16 protein-coding genes and 1 pseudogene are annotated in these 20,094 nt (G+C 57.0%); 12 read left to right on the forward strand and 5 right to left on the reverse strand.

What is annotated here, in order from left to right; all coding sequences use genetic code 11:
* The first annotated feature begins 67 nt into the window (after positions 1-67).
* Both uvrD and corA read left to right on the forward strand, forming a co-directional pair.
* A complete protein-coding gene (gene uvrD / locus ABLV12_RS10610; RefSeq protein WP_049127671.1) occupies positions 68-2,230 on the forward strand; it encodes a DNA helicase II in 2,163 nt (720 codons plus the stop codon).
* Between the two features lie 354 nt (positions 2,231-2,584).
* Positions 2,585-3,535, forward strand: coding sequence for a magnesium/cobalt transporter CorA (gene corA / locus ABLV12_RS10615; RefSeq protein ID WP_004107687.1), 951 nt, complete (start codon positions 2,585-2,587; stop codon positions 3,533-3,535).
* 41 nt (positions 3,536-3,576) lie between these two features.
* On the opposite strand, the gene rarD is transcribed toward corA, so the two are convergent.
* Positions 3,577-4,470, reverse strand: coding sequence for an EamA family transporter RarD (gene rarD / locus ABLV12_RS10620; protein ID WP_004107689.1), 894 nt, complete (start codon positions 4,468-4,470; stop codon positions 3,577-3,579).
* 49 nt (positions 4,471-4,519) lie between these two features.
* Positions 4,520-4,984 (reverse strand): acyl-CoA thioesterase YigI, encoded by a 465-nt coding sequence (gene yigI / locus ABLV12_RS10625; RefSeq protein WP_004097567.1) that lies wholly within the window; start codon positions 4,982-4,984, stop codon positions 4,520-4,522.
* Positions 4,985-5,139: 155 nt separating this feature from the next.
* Between yigI and pldA the strand changes: the two genes are divergently transcribed.
* The 3 genes from pldA to rhtC all read left to right on the forward strand — a co-directional run bounded on the left by pldA (position 5,140) and on the right by rhtC (position 8,591).
* Entirely contained in the window at positions 5,140-6,012 is an 873-nt protein-coding gene (gene pldA / locus ABLV12_RS10630) for a phospholipase A (RefSeq protein WP_023321873.1), read from the forward strand.
* Positions 6,013-6,079: 67 nt separating this feature from the next.
* Positions 6,080-7,906, forward strand: a complete 1,827-nt coding sequence (gene recQ, locus ABLV12_RS10635; RefSeq protein WP_016808220.1) for an ATP-dependent DNA helicase RecQ — start codon at positions 6,080-6,082, stop codon at positions 7,904-7,906.
* A gap of 61 nt (positions 7,907-7,967) precedes the next feature.
* Positions 7,968-8,591, forward strand: a complete 624-nt coding sequence (gene rhtC, locus ABLV12_RS10640; protein WP_064373712.1) for a threonine export protein RhtC — start codon at positions 7,968-7,970, stop codon at positions 8,589-8,591.
* A 42-nt stretch (positions 8,592-8,633) separates the two neighbouring features.
* On the opposite strand, the pseudogene ABLV12_RS10645 reads toward rhtC, so the two are convergent.
* Both ABLV12_RS10645 and rhtB read right to left on the reverse strand, forming a co-directional pair.
* A pseudogene (locus tag ABLV12_RS10645) lies at positions 8,634-8,903 on the reverse strand (ISNCY family transposase); the annotation flags it as partial.
* A 14-nt stretch (positions 8,904-8,917) separates the two neighbouring features.
* The gene (rhtB, locus tag ABLV12_RS10650) at positions 8,918-9,538 is read right to left on the reverse strand and encodes a homoserine/homoserine lactone efflux protein (RefSeq protein WP_004107699.1); all 621 of its coding nucleotides are present in this window, start codon (positions 9,536-9,538) and stop codon (positions 8,918-8,920) included.
* 109 nt (positions 9,539-9,647) lie between these two features.
* On the opposite strand from rhtB, the gene pldB reads away from it, so the two are divergent.
* The 3 genes from pldB (at position 9,648) to ABLV12_RS10665 (ending at position 12,474) form a co-directional block, all read left to right on the forward strand.
* Positions 9,648-10,640, forward strand: a complete 993-nt coding sequence (pldB, locus tag ABLV12_RS10655; RefSeq protein ID WP_004107700.1) for a lysophospholipase L2 — start codon at positions 9,648-9,650, stop codon at positions 10,638-10,640.
* A gap of 43 nt (positions 10,641-10,683) precedes the next feature.
* On the forward strand, positions 10,684-11,496 hold the full coding sequence (gene yigL / locus ABLV12_RS10660; RefSeq protein ID WP_064398904.1) for a sugar/pyridoxal phosphate phosphatase YigL: 813 nt from the start codon (positions 10,684-10,686) through the stop codon (positions 11,494-11,496).
* A gap of 78 nt (positions 11,497-11,574) precedes the next feature.
* Positions 11,575-12,474 (forward strand): carboxylate/amino acid/amine transporter, encoded by a 900-nt coding sequence (locus ABLV12_RS10665; protein WP_348867030.1) that lies wholly within the window; start codon positions 11,575-11,577, stop codon positions 12,472-12,474.
* On the opposite strand, the gene metR is transcribed toward ABLV12_RS10665, so the two are convergent.
* On the reverse strand, positions 12,362-13,315 hold the full coding sequence (gene metR, locus ABLV12_RS10670; protein ID WP_004107703.1) for an HTH-type transcriptional regulator MetR: 954 nt from the start codon (positions 13,313-13,315) through the stop codon (positions 12,362-12,364). The genes ABLV12_RS10665 and metR overlap by 113 nt on opposite strands.
* 231 nt (positions 13,316-13,546) lie before the next feature.
* Here metR and metE point away from each other — a divergent pair, with 231 nt between their 5' ends.
* The 4 genes from metE to ABLV12_RS10690 all read left to right on the forward strand — a co-directional run bounded on the left by metE (position 13,547) and on the right by ABLV12_RS10690 (position 20,059).
* Positions 13,547-15,808 (forward strand): 5-methyltetrahydropteroyltriglutamate--homocysteine S-methyltransferase, encoded by a 2,262-nt coding sequence (gene metE / locus ABLV12_RS10675; RefSeq protein WP_064398906.1) that lies wholly within the window; start codon positions 13,547-13,549, stop codon positions 15,806-15,808.
* Between the two features lie 301 nt (positions 15,809-16,109).
* Positions 16,110-17,525, forward strand: coding sequence for a PTS transporter subunit EIIC (locus ABLV12_RS10680; protein ID WP_032729265.1), 1,416 nt, complete (start codon positions 16,110-16,112; stop codon positions 17,523-17,525).
* A gap of 22 nt (positions 17,526-17,547) precedes the next feature.
* The gene (locus ABLV12_RS10685) at positions 17,548-19,293 is read left to right on the forward strand and encodes a sulfatase (RefSeq protein ID WP_023321879.1); all 1,746 of its coding nucleotides are present in this window, start codon (positions 17,548-17,550) and stop codon (positions 19,291-19,293) included.
* 43 nt (positions 19,294-19,336) lie between these two features.
* Positions 19,337-20,059 (forward strand): GntR family transcriptional regulator, encoded by a 723-nt coding sequence (locus tag ABLV12_RS10690; RefSeq protein ID WP_289178941.1) that lies wholly within the window; start codon positions 19,337-19,339, stop codon positions 20,057-20,059.
* Positions 20,060-20,094 lie beyond the last annotated feature (35 nt).

Consider the following 20,094-nt stretch of genomic DNA (forward strand, 5'->3'; position numbering starts at 1 on the left):
TTCTGTATAAATTAACAGTAGCCCGGCGAGCCAAACGTAGCCGGGCGCCTCATTTCCGGCGGTGCCAATGGACGTTTCTTACCTGCTCGACAGCCTCAATGACAAACAGCGTGAAGCCGTTGCGGCATCACGTACTAATATGCTGGTTCTGGCAGGAGCGGGCAGCGGCAAGACGCGCGTCCTGGTACACCGCATCGCCTGGCTGCTGAGCGTTGAGAACTGTTCCCCTTACTCCATCATGGCGGTGACCTTTACCAACAAAGCGGCGGCGGAAATGCGTCATCGTATTGGTCAACTGATGGGCACCACTCAGGGCGGTATGTGGGTCGGCACTTTCCATGGTCTGGCGCACCGTCTGCTGCGCGCTCATCACCTTGACGCCGGGCTGCCGCAGGACTTCCAGATCCTCGACAGCGAAGATCAGCTGCGCCTGCTTAAGCGCCTGATTAAGGCGATGAATCTCGATGAGAAGCAGTGGCCGCCGCGGCAGGCGATGTGGTACATCAACGGCCAGAAAGATGAAGGGCTGCGCCCGCATCATATTCAGAGCTACGGTAATCCGGTTGAGCAGACCTGGCAGAAGGTTTACCAGGCCTATCAGGAAGCCTGCGATCGCGCGGGGCTGGTGGACTTCGCCGAGCTGCTGCTGCGCGCCCACGAGCTGTGGCTTAACAAGCCGCATATCCTTCAGCACTACCGCGAGCGCTTTACCAATATCCTGGTGGATGAATTCCAGGATACCAACAATATTCAGTACGCGTGGATCCGACTGCTGGCGGGCGATACCGGTAAGGTAATGATCGTTGGCGATGACGATCAGTCGATTTACGGCTGGCGCGGCGCGCAGGTAGAAAACATCCAGCGCTTCCTCAATGACTTCCCCGGCGCGGAAACTATCCGTCTGGAGCAGAACTATCGCTCGACCAGCAATATCCTCAGCGCGGCGAACGCCCTGATTGAGAACAACAGCGGACGGCTGGGGAAAAAGCTGTGGACCGACGGCGCCGACGGCGAGCCGATTTCGCTCTACTGCGCGTTTAACGATCTTGATGAGGCGCGTTTTGTCGTCAATCGTATCAAAACCTGGCAGGAAAACGGCGGGGCGCTGGAGCAGTGCGCGATCTTGTATCGCAGCAACGCCCAGTCGCGAGTGCTGGAAGAGGCGCTGCTGCAGGCCAGCATGCCTTATCGTATTTATGGCGGCATGCGCTTCTTCGAACGTCAGGAGATCAAAGATGCGCTCTCCTATCTGCGCCTGATTGCCAACCGTAACGACGATGCGGCGTTTGAGCGCGTGGTCAATACCCCGACGCGCGGCATTGGCGATCGCACGCTGGACGTGGTGCGCCAGACCTCGCGCGACCGGCAGCTGACGCTGTGGCAGGCCTGTCGCGAGCTGTTAAAAGAGAAAGTTCTCGCCGGGCGCGCTGCCAGCGCTCTGCAGCGTTTTATGGAGCTTATTGACGCCATGGCGCAGGAGACAGCCGACATGCCGCTGCACGTGCAGACCGACCGGGTCATTAAAGATTCCGGCCTGCGCATGATGTACGAGCAGGAGAAAGGCGAGAAGGGCCAGACGCGTATCGAAAACTTAGAGGAGCTGGTGACGGCGACGCGCCAGTTTAGCTACAACGAAGAAGATGAAGATTTAATGCCGCTGCAGGCGTTCCTCTCGCATGCGGCGCTGGAAGCGGGAGAAGGGCAGGCGGACACCTGGCAGGATGCGGTACAGCTGATGACCCTGCACTCGGCGAAAGGGCTGGAGTTTCCGCAGGTATTTATCGTTGGCGTGGAAGAAGGGATGTTCCCGAGCCAGATGGCGCTTGATGAGGGCGGCCGCCTGGAAGAAGAACGCCGCCTGGCCTACGTCGGCGTGACTCGTGCCATGCAAAAACTCACGCTGACCTACGCGGAAACCCGTCGCCTGTACGGCAAAGAGGTTTATCATCGCCCCTCGCGCTTTATCGGCGAGCTGCCGGAGTCGTGCGTGGAAGAGGTGCGGCTGCGCGCCACGGTGAGCCGGCCGGTCAGCCATCAGCGCATGGGGACGCCGATGGCGGAAAACGACACCGGCTATAAGCTGGGCCAGCGCGTCCGCCACGCCAAATTCGGTGAAGGCACCATTGTGAACCTCGAAGGCAGCGGCGAACACAGTCGCCTGCAGGTTGCCTTTCAGGGGCAGGGGATCAAATGGCTGGTCGCGGCGTACGCCCGGCTGGAAACAGTGTAACAGTAAGAAAAATATCATTATTTTGTAATATTCTGCTACCTTTATACGTTAAGGAGCTTGATTTGCTCTTTAGCGTTCCGTTGCGTGTTGACGCCGTTTTTGCGCTGGCGTAACATGCGCGCACGATTACGCTAAGAGGACATTCGCCTTGGACACACCCAGTAGATGCTGGCTCAATTTCCTGCCCATCAGGAACAACTCCTAAGGCTATCCTCTTATGCTGATAGCCTTAGCGGTTGTCGGCGACCCGTTCTATTCCCGTCGCTCTGAGTCAGGCTTAATGGTCTGAAACCCAAATTGTTTCTGTGTGCCCACCGAACTGTCCGATAATTTTTTGCATTGGGAGTCCCGGTCATGCTGAGCGCATTTCAACTGGAAAACAATCGTTTAACGCGTCTGGAAGCCGACGAGATCAAGCACCTCGCCAGTTCGGTGTGGGTCGATCTGGTCGAGCCTGACGACGATGAACGAAGCCGTGTGCAAACGGAATTGGGCCAGAACCTGGCGACGCGCCCGGAGCTGGAAGACATCGAAGCGTCAGCGCGTTTCTTTGAGGATGAAGACGGTCTGCATATCCACTCATTTTTCTTTTTTGAAGATGCTGAGGATCACGCCGGTAACTCTACCGTGGCGTTTACTATCCGCGAAGGCCGTCTGTTCACCCTGCGCGAGCGGGAGCTGCCCGCTTTCCGCCTGTATCGCATGCGCGCCCGCAACCAGTCGATGGTGGACGGCAACGCCTACGAGCTGCTGCTGGATCTGTTCGAAACCAAAATCGAGCAGCTGGCGGATGAAATCGAAAACATCTACAGCGATCTGGAAAAGCTTAGCCGGGTGATTATGGAAGGTCGTCAGGGCGATGATTACGACGAGGCGCTCTCTACGCTGGCGGAACAGGAAGATATCGGCTGGAAAGTCCGCCTGTGTCTGATGGATACCCAGCGCGCGCTGAACTTCCTCGTACGCAAGGCCCGTCTGCCGGCAGGGCAGCTGGAGCAGGCGCGCGAAATCCTGCGAGATATCGAATCCCTGCTGCCGCACAATGAATCGCTGTTCCAGAAGGTCAACTTCCTGATGCAGGCGGCGATGGGCTTTATCAACATTGAGCAGAACCGCATCATCAAGATCTTCTCGGTCGTCTCCGTCGTCTTCCTGCCGCCGACCCTGGTGGCTTCCAGCTATGGCATGAACTTTGAGTTTATGCCTGAGCTGCACTGGAGCTTTGGCTATCCCGGCGCGATTGTCTTTATGATGCTCGCTGGCCTGGCGCCCTATCTGTACTTTAAGCGCAAGAACTGGCTGTAAAAAAAGGAGCTTCGGCTCCTTTTTTGCGTACCGGTCTGGCTTTATGCCCTACGCGTACGACGTATTGTGTAAACGGCATCCATTACGAAAATCGCCAGCGCCACCCAGATAAAAGCAAAGGTCACCATCTTATCCGCGCCCGGCACCTCGCCGTAGAAGGTCACCGCCAGCAGGAACATCAGCGTTGGGCCGATATACTGGAAGAAGCCCAGCGTAGAAAGGCGCAGACGGGTCGCCGCGCCGGTAAAGCACAGCAGCGGAATAGTGGTGACCACGCCCGCCGCCATCAGCAGCAGGTTCAGCGACCACGGGTTCTGCCCCATATGGCTGGTCGGGCTATCGGCTATACCAAACAGATAAATCGCGGCGACCGGCAGCAGCCAGAGCGTTTCAAACAGCATGCCGGTTTGTGCATCCACGGCGATCTTTTTACGTAGCAGACCATAAAAAGCGAAGCTGAACGCCAGGCCCAGCGCGATAATCGGCAACGAGCCAAAAGTCCAGAGCTGCACCAGAACGCCGCAGGCGGCCAGCAGCACCGCCAGCCACTGCATCCGACGAAAACGCTCCCCGAGGAAGATCATCCCCAGCAGAATATTCACCAGCGGGTTGATAAAGTAGCCCAGGCTGGCTTCCAGCATATGATGGTTATTGACCGCCCAGATAAATAGCAGCCAGTTACCGCCCACCAGCACGGCAGACAGGGCCAGCAGAAACACCTTCTTCGGCGTTTTCAGTAGCCTTTTGACCTGCGGCCACTGACGACTGATGCTGATTAGCGCGACCATAAAGAAGAAGGACCAGATCACGCGGTGAGTCAGAATTTCATCGGCGGGAACATAGTAGATAAGCTTGAAGTACGCTGGCGCGATACCCCAGATAAAATAGGCGGCCAGGGCCAGGAGAACCCCCACCCGCGTTTGTTTAGCGTCCATCGGTACAAATCCATTGCCAAAGAGAATGATGTTACTCGATTTAAGCCGATCAACCCACCATATACGTCGCCGTAGCGCTGGCGATATACACCTGCTCTTCGTTATGCAGTTCGACGCGGGCCACCGCCACCTTGTTACCGGCGCGCAGCAGGCTGCTGGTGGCGGTAAAGCGCTCCCCACGACCCGGACGCAGGTAGTCGACGCGCAGATCGATGGTGCCCATCCGCGACAGGCGCTGGCGCAGCTCTTCTTCATTGATGGTGTCGTGGCGAGTCAGGGTGCTGCCGACGCATACCAGCCCCGCCGCGACGTCCAGCGCTGAGGCAATCACTCCGCCATGTAAAATACTCTGCGCCCAGTTGCCGACCATCATTGGTTGGTTGTTGAAACTCAGCTGGGCGAACTCTTTTTCATAGCGCTCCAGCTCCAGCCCTAAGGCGCGATTAAAGGGCATGTGGTAGACGAAGATTTCTCCCACCAGCTTCAGGGCGGCGGCGGCGGTCAGTTCAGACATAACAACATTTCCATAGGTTAATGAAATGTTGATTTTATGCTTCTAAAATATTGATTTCTACTTTAAGAACGGATAACAGGTCAGAAGACGTATAAATAGGTAGAATGCTGCCTGGGTTAAACAGAAATAATAAATATCCATCCAGGAGAACAGCAATGCGTATCTCTTTGGCCTGCCTGCTGGCGCTTGTTGCGCTTCCGGCCGGCGTTCTGGCGCAGGACGCGCCGGTGAATAAACAGGTCCACGACACTCCGGCCGTTCGCGGGAGTATTATCGCCAACCTGTTACAGGACCATGATAATCCCTTCCTGCTCTATCCCTACGAGAGCAACTATCTGCTCTATACATGGACCAGCGATCTCAATAAAGAAGCGATTCGCAGCTACGACTGGGCTGAAAACGCGCGTAAAGACGAAGTGAAGTTCCAGCTTAGCCTGGCGTTTCCATTATGGCGCGGGATTTTGGGCGAGAATTCGCTGCTGGGCGCTTCTTATACGCAAAAATCCTGGTGGCAGCTCTCCAACAGCAAAGAGTCCGCGCCGTTTCGCGAAACCAACTACGAGCCGCAGCTGTTCCTCGGGTTTGCGACCGATTACTCATTTGCCGGCTGGACGCTGCGCGACGTTGAAATGGGTTATAACCACGACTCTAACGGCCGTTCCGATCCCACTTCCCGCAGCTGGAATCGCCTCTATACCCGACTGATGGCGCAAAATGGCAACTGGCTGGTCGAGGTGAAGCCCTGGTACGTGATTGGCAGCACCGACGATAACCCGGATATCACCAAATATATGGGTTATTACCGGCTGAAAGTGGGCTACCAGCTGGGCGACGCTATTCTCAGCGCTCAGGGGCAATATAACTGGAATACCGGCTACGGCGGCGCCGAGCTTGGGGTAAGCTATCCGATCACCAAACACGTGCGCGTCTATACTCAGGTCTATAGCGGTTATGGCGAGTCGCTTATCGATTATAACTTTAATCAAACCCGCGTCGGCGTCGGGCTGATGCTCAACGATCTGTTTTAATCGTTGCACTCTGGCTCTCAGGCGCTGAAAATAGCGCCTGTTTTCTTTTCAGGCATATGGGGTCAACGTGGCGCAGGCGGAAGTATTGAATCAGGAATCGCTGGCTAAGCAGGTTTTACAAGAGACCTTCGGCTACCAGCAGTTTCGCCCGGGCCAGGAAACCATTATCGATACGGCACTGGCCGGGCGCGATTGCCTGGTGGTGATGCCGACCGGCGGCGGCAAGTCGCTGTGTTATCAGGTGCCGGCGCTGGTGCTGGGCGGTCTGACCGTCGTGGTCTCGCCGCTCATCTCCTTGATGAAGGATCAGGTCGATCAGCTGCTGGCTAACGGCGTGGCGGCGGCGTGCCTGAATTCAACCCAGAGCCGGGAGCAGCAGCAGGAGGTGATGGCCGGCTGCCGCAGCGGGCAGATTCGCCTGCTGTATATCGCCCCGGAGCGCCTGATGCTGGATAACTTCCTCGAGCATCTTACGCACTGGAATCTGTCGATGGTGGCGGTGGATGAGGCGCACTGTATTTCCCAGTGGGGCCATGATTTCCGTCCGGAATACGCTGCGTTAGGGCAGCTGCGCCAGCGGATACCGCAAATCCCGTTTATGGCGCTGACCGCCACCGCCGATGACACCACGCGTCGCGACATTGTTCGCCTGCTGGGCCTGAACGACCCGCTTATCCAGGTCAGCAGCTTCGACCGACCCAATATCCGCTACATGCTGATGGAGAAGTTTAAGCCGCTGGATCAGCTGATGCGCTACGTGCAGGATCAGCGCGGCAAATCAGGCATTATCTACTGCAATAGCCGGTCGAAAGTGGAGGATACCGCCGCACGCCTGCAAAGTCGCGGCATCAGCGCGGCGGCCTATCACGCCGGCCTGGAAAATCATATCCGCGCCGACGTACAGGAGAAATTCCAGCGCGACGACCTGCAAATCGTGGTGGCCACGGTGGCCTTCGGGATGGGGATCAACAAACCGAACGTCCGTTTTGTGGTGCATTTCGATATCCCCCGCAATATTGAGTCCTATTATCAGGAGACCGGCCGCGCCGGGCGCGATGGGCTGCCTGCCGAGGCGATGCTGTTTTACGATCCGGCGGATATGGCGTGGCTCAGGCGCTGCCTTGAGGAGAAACCCGCCGGGCCGCTGCAGGACATTGAACGCCATAAGCTCAACGCGATGGGGGCTTTTGCCGAAGCGCAAACCTGCCGCCGCCTGGTGTTGCTCAACTACTTTGGCGAGGGGCGCCAGGAGCCGTGCGGCAACTGTGATATCTGCCTCGACCCGCCGAAACAGTACGACGGTTTAATGGACGCGCGGAAGGCGCTGTCGACGATTTACCGCGTCAACCAGCGCTTTGGTATGGGCTACGTGGTGGAAGTGCTGCGCGGCGCCAATAACCAGCGTATTCGCGATATGGGGCATGATAAGCTGCCGGTATACGGCATTGGGCGCGAGCAGAGCCATGAGCATTGGGTTAGCGTGATCCGCCAGCTGATCCATTTAGGCCTGGTCACGCAGAATATTGCCCAGCACTCTGCGCTACAGCTTACCGAGGCCGCGCGTCCGGTTCTGCGCGGCGACGTGACGCTACAGCTTGCCGTGCCGCGTATTGTGGCGCTGAAGCCAAAAGCGATGCAGAAATCCTTTGGCGGCAATTACGATCGTAAGCTTTTTGCCAAGCTGCGCAAACTGCGTAAGGCGATTGCCGACGAAGAGAATATCCCACCCTACGTCGTGTTTAACGATGCAACACTGATTGAAATGGCTGAGCAAACGCCGCTGACGGCCGGCGAGATGCTTAGCGTCAACGGCGTCGGCACGCGTAAGCTCGAGCGTTTTGGTAAAGAGTTTATGGCCCTGATCCGCGCGCACGTGGATGGCGATGATGAGTAGTCAGCCGGACGAAAAAGTGCAAATATAGTTTTCGTCCTGACTATTTTCCTGCGAGTTAATTATGTTGACGCTTTTCTTCACCGTCGCGCTGGTGCATATCATTGCGCTGATGAGTCCTGGCCCGGACTTTTTCTTTGTTTCGCAAACCGCCGTTAGCCGCTCTCGTAAGGAGGCGATGATGGGCGTGCTGGGTATCACCTGCGGGGTAATGGTATGGGCGGGCGTAGCGCTGCTCGGCCTGAACCTGATTATCGAGAGGATGGCCTGGCTGCATACCATTATTATGGTCGGCGGCGGCCTGTATCTGTGCTGGATGGGCTTCCAGATGCTGCGTGGCGCGCTGAAAAAAGGCGAAGCGGCGGCAGCGGTAGAGCCTCAGGTTGAGCTGGCGCGCAGCGGCCGGAGCTTTCTGAAAGGGCTGCTGACTAATCTGGCGAACCCAAAAGCGATTATCTATTTCGGCTCCGTGTTCTCGCTGTTCGTCGGCGATAGCGTCAGTTCTGGCGCGCGCTGGGGGATTTTTCTGCTGATCGTACTGGAGACGCTGGCCTGGTTCACGGTGGTTGCCAGCCTGTTCGCCCTGCCGGGCATGCGCCGTGGCTATCAGCGGATGGCGAAGTGGATCGACGGCATCGCCGGTACGCTATTCGCCGGCTTCGGTATTCATCTGATTATTTCACGCTAACCCTTCTGCGTCCCGCCCAGGAGGTTATGGGCGGGTCGGGTATTAATGATGGAGCTGCTGCAAATCGTCGGACGTGAGACCGGTCATTTCCATCACCGCAGTAGTATCAATACCCCGCTCGAGCATGGCCTTTGCGACGTTAAGTAGCGCAGCGCGTTTGCCCTCTTTTATGCCTTCCTCAAGCCACTTTTCTGCCAGAGTCATCAGTACACCTCCATGTTGCGGCACCCGCTGTGCCAGCTCATAGAATAGCGGCCGAACATCCTGCTCTTCTCCCGCCTGGGCCATATATTTTATCAGTACGGTAATTTTTGTTTATCTATACATCACGCGTGGCGGGCGGAGGCCAGCAGGGCGCCGACCAGCATAAACAGCGAACCAAAGACCTTATTCAGCGCCTTCATCTGTTTTGGCCCCTTGATCCATGCAGCGATACGCTGGGCCAGCGTGGCGTAGCCAATCATGACGATAATATCGACCACAATAGTGGTAACGCCAAGTACCAGATACTGCATTACCTGAGGCTGGTGCGGCACGATAAACTGCGGGAAGAGCGCGGCGAGAAATACGATGCTTTTCGGATTGGTCAGATTCACGAATACCGCGCGCTTAAAGAGTTTGCCGCGGGTCTGCGCTTTCGCAAGGGTATTCAGATCGAGAGAGCCTGCGGCTCGCCACTGCTGAATGCCGAGCCAGATAAGATAAGCGGCGCCCGCCCATTTCAGGATTTCAAAAGCTAACAGCGATCGAGAGAAGAGCGTCCCCAGGCCGACGCCGACCAGCACGATGTGAATGCCGAGCCCGGTCTGTAGCCCGGCAATAGAGGCCGCCGCGCCGCGATAGCCGTGGTTAATAGAGGTGGTCATGGTATTTATTGCCCCGGAGCCCGGCGACAGGCTGAGAATAATAGATGTTAGCAGATAGGCAAACCACCACTCGAACGTCATGAGAAACTCCCTGATTGTCTGTTTTTATGCCACAATACGCTATTGTGTAAGCATTGTGTGATGCACGACAAAAAAACGATTTTCAGCGGTTATCAGGGGTGTAAGCCCGATGTTTTTGCAGCAAAAGGACTGGGAAACGCGAGAAAACGCGTTTGCGGCTTTTACCATGGGGCCACTAACCGATTTCTGGCGTCAGCGGGAAGAGGCTGAATTTACGGGCGTGGATGACGTTCCGGTGCGCTTTGTGCGCTTCTGCGCCAAAAGTCACGACCGGGTCGTGGTGATCTGTCCGGGTCGTATTGAAAGCTACGTTAAGTACGCCGAACTGGCTTACGATCTTTTCCGCAGCGGCTTTGACGTGATGATTATCGATCATCGCGGCCAGGGGCGTTCCGGGCGCATGCTTTCCGATACCCACCGCGGGCACGTCGTAAATTTCAGCGATTACGTTGACGATCTCGCCGCTTTCTGGCAACAACATGTCGTGCCGGGGCACTGGCGGAAACGGTTTATTCTTGCCCATTCCATGGGTGGCGCTATTGCGACGCTATTTTTGCAGCGCCACCACCAGCATTGCGACGCGATGGCGCTCTGCGCGCCGATGTTCGGCATTGTTATGCGCCTGCCTGACTGGATGGTGCGCCACATTCTCGATTGGGCTGAGGGCCATCAGCGCATTCGTGAAGAGTATGCCCTCGGTACCGGCCGCTGGCGAGCGCTGCCCTTTGCGGTCAACGTACTGACGCACAGCCGTCAACGCTATCGTCGCAACCTGCGTTTTTACGCCGATGAGCCGCAGCTGCGGGTCGGCGGGCCAACGTTCCATTGGGTGCGCGAGGGGATCCTTGCGGGCGAAGAGGTGCTGGCCGGCGCGGAAAAAGACGTTACGCCAACATTATTGCTCCAGGCGGAAGAAGAGCGAGTAGTCGATAACCGTATGCACGATCGCTACTGTGAACTTCGCGCCGCAGGCGGCCATCCCTGCGAAGGGAATAAGCCGTTTGTCATAGAAGGGGCATACCATGAGATCCTTTTTGAAAAGGACGCCATGCGCTCGGTCGCGCTAAACGCTATCGTCGATTTTTTTGCTCGACATACTTAATCCGGCGAAACGCTCGTCGCCCTGTTTAGAGGTTAAAATTTTTATGTACCAGGTTGTTGCGTCTGACTTAGATGGCACGCTGCTTTCTCCCGATCACTGCTTAACCCCCTACGCCAAAGAGACGCTGAAACTGCTTACCGCACGCGGTATCAATTTCGTGTTCGCGACCGGCCGCCACTACATCGATGTTGGGCAAATTCGCGATAATCTCGGCATTAAATCCTATATGATCACCTCTAACGGCGCCCGCGTACATGATAGCGACGGGAAGCAGATCTTCGCTCATAACCTTGATCGCGATATCGCCGCTGACCTGTTCGAGATGATGCGAAACGATCCGGCGATCGTAACCAACGTTTATCGTGAAGATGAGTGGTATATGAACCGCCACCGTCCGGAAGAGATGCGCTTCTTCAAAGAGGCAGTGTTTAACTACAAGCTGTACGAGCCGGGCGAGCTGGATCCGGAAGGGATCAGCAAAGTCTTTTTCACCTGCGATAAGCATGAGCATCTGCTGCCGCTGGAGCAGGCGATCAATGCCCGCTGGGGCGATCGGGTGAACGTGAGCTTCTCTACCGTCACCTGCCTCGAAGTGATGGCGGGCGGCGTGTCGAAAGGGCATGCGCTGGAGGCCGTGGCGAAAATGCTCGGCTATAGCCTGAAAGAGTGTATCGCCTTCGGCGACGGTATGAACGATGCGGAAATGCTGTCGATGGCGGGCAAGGGCTGCATTATGGCCAACGCGCACCAGCGGCTGAAGGACCTGCATCCAGAGCTGGAAGTGATCGGCAGCAACGCTGATGACGCCGTACCCCACTATCTGCGTAAACTCTATCTCGACGAAAAAAAAGCTTGACGACTGAGTAATAATTAAACAGTTGTCAACCTGTCACTTCGCTACAATGCGTGTTCTTTACTCTATGAGACATTCATTGTGGCGCTACTGATAATCACCACGATTCTGTGGGCCTTCTCTTTTAGCCTCTATGGCGAATACCTTGCAGGTCACGTCGACAGTTATTTCGCGGTGCTGGCGCGCGTTGGTCTGGCGGCGCTGGTCTTTTTACCTTTCCTGCGCACCCGCGGGCAAAGCCTGTCCACCATCGGCCTGTATATGCTGGTGGGGGCGATGCAGCTCGGCATTATGTATATGTTGAGTTTCCAGGCCTATCTGTACCTGACGGTATCTGAACTCCTGCTGTTTACCGTCCTGACGCCGCTCTATATCACGCTGATTTATGATGTAATGAGCCGCCGCCGCCTGCGCTTGGGCTACGCCTGCAGCGCGCTGCTGGCGGTGATCGGCGCGGGTATTATTCGCTACGACCAGGTGACAAATCATTTCTGGACCGGTTTGATCCTGGTGCAGCTCTCCAATATCAGCTTCGCGATTGGCATGGTGGGCTACAAGCGCCTGATGGAAACGCGTCCGATGCCGCAGCATAATGCCTTCGCCTGGTTCTATGTCGGGGCGTTTCTGGTGGCGGCGGTTGCCTGGTCGATACTGGGCAATGCGCAGAAAATGCCGGAAACCTCTCTACAGTGGGGCATTCTGGTGTTCCTTGGCGTGGCGGCATCGGGGATCGGCTACTTCATGTGGAACTACGGCGCCACCCAGGTGGATGCCGGTACGCTCGGCATCATGAACAATATGCATGTACCTGCCGGGCTGCTGGTGAATCTTGCTATCTGGCAGGAGCAGCCCCGTTGGCCAAGTTTTATTACGGGAGCTCTGGTGATCCTGGCCTCGCTGTGGGTCCATCGACGCTGGGTCGCTCCGCACTCCGCACAAACGGTAAATGGTCGCAAGCGTGGTTCCGCGCTGAGCGAATAAACGCCTCGGTCACCGGCTGGCGCTGTTCGCCGTCGCGTACCGCGGCGTATAGCCGGCTCCACAGTCCCTCGCCCAGGGTTTTGGTCACCACCAGACCCTGGCGCTCAAAGCTTTCCACAACCCAGTGCGGCAGGGCGGCGATGCCCATCCGCGCCGCCACCATCTGAATTAACAGCAGCGTATTGTCGACGCTCTTCAGCTGCGGGCTGATCCCCGCAGGCTGCAGGAAGTGACGCCAGATATCCAGACGAGCGCGCTGGACCGGGTAAATCAGCAGCATCTCGGTTGCTAAATCCTCAGGCGCAATGCGCGTCTTTGTCGCCAGCGGATGATCCGGCGCCATCACCAGACGCACTTCGAAATCAAACATTGGCGAATAGTGCAGACCGCTGCGCGGCAGGATATCGGAGGTCATGACCAGATCCAGCTCACCCTGCTGCAGGCCCGGCTGCGGGTCGAAGATCACGCCGGACTGAAAGTCCACTTCCACATGCGGCCAGCGGGCGCGGAAGCTCTCCAGCGCCGGCGTGAGCCATTGTATACAGCTATGGCATTCGATGGCGATACGCAGACGAGTTTGCTGCGGCTCATTGCAATCCTGCAGGGCGCGGCTGATTTGCGGCAGCACCTGGTTGGCCAGCTGGAGCAGGATTTCACCCTGCGGCGTAAAGCGCAGCGGCTGACTTTTACGCACAAACAGACGGAAGCCAAGGCGCTGTTCCAGATCGCTGAACTGGTGGGACAAGGCGGATTGAGTCTGGTGCAGGGCCGCTGCTGCGCCTGCCAGCGAACCGCTGTTCCGCAACGCCTGGAGCGTTTTCAGGTGTTTAATTTCGATCATGAAAGTCCTTCACTTCGCCATGAATAATTTGCGCTTGAGGAATATACAGTAACTGCCAATTATGGATGTGTAAACATCTGGACGGCTAAATCCTTTATCTTTCGAATTTATGGTGCGTTGGCTGTACTTCCTCACCCCAGTCACTTACTTCAGTAAGCTCCTGGGGATGAGCAAGTTTGCCGCCTTCCCTAAATCCGAAATCTTTCGGATTGCAATTATGAGGCTCAAAAAATGACAATTATTAATCACACCCTCGGTTTCCCTCGCGTTGGCCTGCGTCGCGAGCTGAAGAAAGCGCAAGAAAGCTATTGGGCGGGCAATATCAGCCGCGAAGAACTGCTGGCCGTTGGCCGGGAACTGCGCGCTCGCCACTGGGAACAGCAAAAGCAGGCGGGCGTTGATCTGCTGCCGGTTGGCGATTTCGCCTGGTACGACCATGTTCTGACCACCAGCCTGTGGCTTGGCAACGTGCCGGCTCGTCATCAGAACAAAGACGGCTCCGTTGATATCGATACTCTGTTTCGCATGGGTCGCGGCCGTGCGCCGACCGGCGAACCGGCCGCGGCGGCGGAAATGACCAAATGGTTTAACACCAACTACCACTACATGGTGCCGGAATTCGTGAAGGGCCAGCAGTTCAAACTGAGCTGGAACCAGCTGTTGGATGAGGTGGACGAAGCGCTGGCGCTGGGCCACAAAGTGAAGCCCGTCCTGCTTGGGCCAGTCACCTATCTGTGGCTTGGTAAGGTGAAAGGCGAGTCGTTCGATCGTCTGAACCTGCTGCACGATATTCTGCCGGTTTACCAGCAGGTGCTGGCGGAGCTGGCAAAACGCGGCATTGAGTGGGTGCAGATTGATGAACCGGCGCTGGTGCTCGAGCTGCCGCAGACGTGGCTGGACGCTTTCAAACCGGCTTATGAGGCGCTTAATGGCCAGGTTAAGCTACTGTTGACCACCTACTTTGAAGGCATTACCGATAACCTCGACACCATTACCGCGCTGCCGGTGCAGGGTTTGCATGTGGATCTGGTCCATGGCCAGGATGATGTCGCCGAACTGCATAAGCGCCTGCCTGCCGACTGGCTGCTCTCCGCGGGCCTGATCAACGGTCGCAACGTCTGGCGCGCCGATCTGAGCGAAAAATACGCGCAGGTTAAAGGGATTGTCGGCAAACGCGAGCTGTGGGTCGCCTCTTCCTGCTCCCTGCTGCACAGCCCGATCGATTTGAGCGTGGAAACGCGGCTTGATGCCGAAGTGAAGAGCTGGTTTGCCTTCGCCCTGCAAAAATGCCAGGAACTGGCGCTGCTGCGCGATGCGCTGAACAGCGGCGACACCGCTGCGATTGCTGACTGGAGCGCGCCGATCCGGGCCCGTCGCTATTCAACCCGCGTGCATAACGCGGCGGTAGAGAAGCGTCTGGCAGCCATAACCGCTCAGGACAGTCAGCGTCAAAGCGGCTACGAAGTTCGCGCCGAAGCGCAGCGCGCCCGCTTTAAGCTACCGGCCTGGCCGACCACCACCATCGGTTCTTTCCCGCAGACTCCCGAGATCCGCGGCCTGCGTCTGGACTTCAAAAAAGGCCATCTCGACGCTAACCGCTACCGCACCGGCATCGCTGAACACATCAAGCAGGCGATCGTCGAGCAGGAGCGGCTGGGGCTGGACGTGCTGGTACACGGTGAGGCCGAACGTAACGACATGGTGGAATATTTTGGCGAACATCTGGACGGCTTTATCTTCACCCAGAACGGCTGGGTACAGAGCTACGGTTCCCGCTGCGTTAAGCCGCCGGTGGTGATTGGCGACGTCAGCCGTCCGGAGGCGATCACCGTCGAGTGGGCAAAATACGCACAGTCGCTGACCGACAAACCGGTAAAAGGCATGCTGACCGGTCCTGTGACCATTCTTTGCTGGTCCTTCCCGCGCGAGGACGTCAGCCGTGAAACGATTGCGAAACAGATTGCCCTGGCGCTGCGCGACGAAGTGGCGGATCTGGAAGCCGCTGGTATCGGCATCATCCAGATTGACGAACCGGCGCTGCGCGAAGGGCTACCGCTGAAACGTAGCGACTGGGAGGACTATCTGGCGTGGGGTGTGGAAGCTTTTCGCATCAATGCCGCGGTGGCGAAAGATGACACCCAGATCCATACCCATATGTGCTATTGCGAGTTCAACGACATCATGGACTCTATCGCCGCGCTGGATGCGGACGTGATTACCATCGAAACCTCGCGCTCTGATATGGAGCTGCTGGAGTCGTTTGAAGAGTTCGACTATCCGAATGAAATCGGGCCGGGGGTGTACGATATTCACTCGCCGAACGTCCCAGACGTGGAGTGGATCGAGGCGCTGCTGAAGAAAGCCGCGCAGCGCATCCCGGCAGAGCGCCTGTGGGTAAACCCGGACTGCGGCCTGAAAACCCGCGGCTGGGCGGAAACCCGTGCTGCGCTGGCCAACATGGTTAAAGCCGCGCAGAACCTGCGTCAGGCATAGTATAACCACGCTTTCCGGTGTCCGGATGACAGCATAATAACCCCTGAGCCACTCAGTGCTCTTTCCCCCGATGGGGGGCTACGGATCGCCGCCGCCTGCGGGCCGGTAGCCCGGGTAAGCACAGCGCAACCCGGCGAATGTGCTTATCCTGACCACTCTCTGCTCAAGGAGGCTTCGGCCTCCTTTTTTGTTCTTCCCTGCCAAAAATCGATCGCTGGTGCGCCTTTATGACGATCCTCACAAACATAATAACATTATATTGTTATAACAATTGCCAGCAAAATAATAAAGGAACCTCTGTATGGACTACAACCAGGTGGCAAACGCGATTGTGGGGCACTGTGGCGGCTTAGCTAATTTTCTGCATGTGACCAACTGTATGACGCGCGTACGAATGACGATAAGCGATCAAACACGAGTCAATATCGCCGCGCTTAAAAGCATTGAAGGCGTACTCGGGGTCGTTGAGGACGATACCCTGCAGGTTATTGTCGGGCCGGGAAAATCGTCGAAGGTCGCAAATGTGATTAACGATCTGCTTAAGGGCCAGCCTGCGGACGCTACTCCGTTAAGCAACGTTGAGCAAAAAGCTCAGCTGGCGCGGGAAAAGGCGAAAAAACAGACCCGCACCAAAGTTATCCTTAAGCATATTGCCAATATTTTTGTGCCGATCCTGCCATCGTTGATTGCCGCCGGTATCCTGATGGGAATTAATAACGTGCTGGTGAACTCGGCCGCTTCCTGGGCGCTGGCGCATCATGTGGCGGCGCCGGGAGACCTGTCGCCTACCCAGGTGGTGCTCGATCAACGGCATATGCTCGGCATCAGCCAGTTCCTTGATATCGTCTCTAAAGCGCTGTTCGGCTTCCTCGCCATTTATACCGGCGTGACGGCGGCGAAGGAGTTTGACGGAAACGCGGTGATGGGCGGCCTGCTGGGGGCGATCACCATCGTGCCGCAGATTACCGCGCTGGGGCTGATCCCGGGGCAGGGCGGGCTGATTGGCGTCATTCTTTGCGCCTGGCTAATGTGCCTGCTGGAAAAACGGGTGCGGCGCTTTGTCCCGGATATTGTTGATGTTGTGGTCACGCCAACTATTGTGTTGGTGGTGATGGCAGCGGCGCTGCTGCTGGTGATTATGCCCGTGGCGGGCGTTATTTCTAACGGTATTCTGCACGGGCTAAACGGCCTGCTCTCTACCGGCGGCATTGCGGCTGGGTTTGTCCTCTCCGCGCTTTTCCCCTTCCTGATTTCGCTTGGTCTGCATCACGGCCTGTTCCCTATTCATCTGGAGATGATTAACGCGACCGGCCACGCGCCGCTCTTTGCCATCCAGATTATGTCCAACGCCGGGATGGTGGGTGCCGCGACGGCGGTACTGTTGCTGACGCGCGACCCGATGATGAAGAAAATCGCTAAAGGGGCGATCCCAACCTCCATTCTGGCGGTGGGTGAACCGACCATTTTCGGCGTCAATATTCCGGCAGGATTTGCCTTTATAACCGGCTCCATCGGCGCTGGTTTCGGCGGAATGATGGTGGTGCTGCTGGGCGTCTCAACCAACGGCGTTGGCGCAGCCGGGCTGTCCGCGCTGCCGCTCATCGCCGACGGCAAATATTTGCAGTACATCATCTCATGGTTAACCGGCTGCGCTGCAGCCTTCGTGCTGACCTATATCGTCGGCAAAGTACGCGGTTACGATAAAGAAACGGCGTGAAGCAAGAGTGAAGGAGTAAAGCATGAAAGCGATAATGTTGATGTTTGATTCGCTGAATAAGCGCCTGCTGTCGGCCTACGGCAGCGACAGGGCGATCACGCCGAATTTCCAGCGGCTGAGGGAGCGTACGGTTCGTTTTGACAACGGCTATGTCGGCAGCATGCCCTGCATGCCCGCACGCCGGGAGCTGCATACCGGACGCTATAACTTTTTACATCGCGGCTGGTCGCCAATCGAGCCGTTCGATGATTCGGTTCCCGAGCTGCTGAAGAAGAACGGTATTCACACCCACCTGGTGACGGATCACAAACACTACTGGCGCGACGGCGGAGCGACCTATCACTCTCGCTACAGCACCTACGAGTTTGTGCGCGGTCAGGAGGGCGATGCCTGGAAAGGGGTGGTGGATAAGCCGCAATATCGCTACGAATCCGGCGAGCCGGAGGAGATCAAACAGCGGCGGATCGCCAGCCGGATTCAGCATCAGATCAACGTGCAGTTTATGCAGAACGAAGAGGATCATCATCTGGCGAAGACGATCGGCAAAGGGCTGGGGTTTATCGACGCCAACCATGCCAGCGATAACTGGTTTCTGCAGCTGGAGTGTTTCGACCCGCATGAGCCGTTTTTCGTGCCGGAAAAATATCTCAAGATGTACGGCATTGACGATCCTGCGCAGTTCGACGGCTGGCCGCCTTACTACTTCGTCACCGAAAGCGACGAACGCAAGAGCATGATCCAGAAATACTATATGGCGCTGCTGACGATGGTGGATGCGTACGTCGGTAAGGTGCTGGACTATATGGATCGTTACGATCTCTGGCGCGACACGATGCTGATCGTCAACACCGACCACGGTTTTTTGCTCGGCGAGCATGAGTGGTGGGGGAAAAATATTATGCCGCTGTATAACGAAGTGGCAAATATTCCGCTGTTTATCTGGCATCCGCAGTATGGCGGCGCGGGCGAGTCTCGTCAGGCACTGGCGCAGACCATCGATATCGCCGCGACGCTGCTGGATTGTTTTGGCCTGAATAAACCGGCGGATATGCAGGGCGTGTCGCTGCTGCCCGCGCTGCGCGACGATACCCCGGTCCGCGACTATGCTCTGTTTGGCTATCACGGTTGCCATATTAATATTACCGATGGTCGCTACGTCTATATGCGCTCGCCCGTTGAGCAAGGCGTCGATGGCCTGTTCGAATACACCCTGATGCCGACCCGTATCAATCGTCGCTTCACGCCGCAGGAGCTGCGCGAAACGACGCTGCATCCGCCGTTTCGCTTTACCAAGGGCTGTCCGGTAATGAAAATTCCCGCTGAGTCGGTGATGACCCGCGGCGCCGATCGCTTCGGTCATCGACTATATGATTTACACACCGATCCGACGCAGCAAACCCAGTGCCGGGATGAACACGCGGCGCGGCGGCTGCGGGAGCAGATGATCTGCATGATGAAGGAGAACGATGCGCCCGCTGAGCTGTACGCGCGCTATGGCCTGGATGATGCGCAAAGCCCGCTGCTGGGGTTGGATCCGCACCTGCTACCGGAGCTGGCCGCCTTTACGCCGCAGGTGCGCTACGGCCTGTTTGCGCTACTGCAGCATCTTGAGGGCAGCGGGCAGCATGTTCTGGCTGACAAACTGCGGGCCGCCTGTCAGCCGGACTGGGCGCGGCAAAATTTGTGGGCTTTCGTGCAGAACGAGGTTCCGGAGGAGCAGCATCAGAGCGTGTACTATAAGATGGCGTTAGAAATGCGACTTGATTAAGGGGTACCCCCGGCTGCGGCCGGGGAACAGGAGTGCGAAGTTAATGAAAGAAGAACTGGACTATTCTCGCGGCGCGAAACCATTGTACGCCCAGCTTCACGATATCCTGCTGGAAAAGCTGAGAACCGGGGCCTACAAAAAGAATGATGTCCTGCCGACCGAAGCCGAGTTTGAAGAGCTGTTCGGCGTCAGCCGCATCACCGCCCGGCGCGCGCTGGCCGAGCTGGCCGCGAAAGGGCTGGTAAAACGCCAGGCTGGAATCGGTACTATGGTTATCAGCACCTCAGAGAAACAGGGCGTCAAAACCCGTATCCGGCTGGTTGATGGCCAGCAGCAGCACTCTATTTCGCGACATAATCTGACACTCGAGCAGCTGTTGCCGCCGGCGGAAGTGGCGCAGGCCTTCGCTCTCCCGGCGGGGAAGAAAATTCAGCGTCTCACCCGCACGATCTATCGACAAAATGAACTGCCCGCGCAGGTAAACTATATCTGGCTGACGCCGCGTCTGGGCGAGCTGACTTTAGACGCGTTTAAAGAAGGTTTGTATAGTGCGCTGGAACAGCGCGGCGAGAATATTGACAGCTATAAAGACACCATTACCGCCGAGCTGCCGACGGCCCAGGACTGCGACATTCTGCAGGTTGCCGCAGGCGAGCCGCTGCTGGTGAAGACTCGCCAGGGATTTAACGATCGCGGCGAGCTGGTGGAATATACCATCGCCCGCCATATCGCCAGCTGCTATCAGTACATTGTAGAGAACAGTTAATGGCAGCATTTACCGGGCCATCAAATCTGGGGAAA

The organism is Klebsiella sp. CN_Kp100 (assembly GCF_040065315.1).
GTDB lineage: Bacteria > Pseudomonadota > Gammaproteobacteria > Enterobacterales > Enterobacteriaceae > Klebsiella > Klebsiella oxytoca.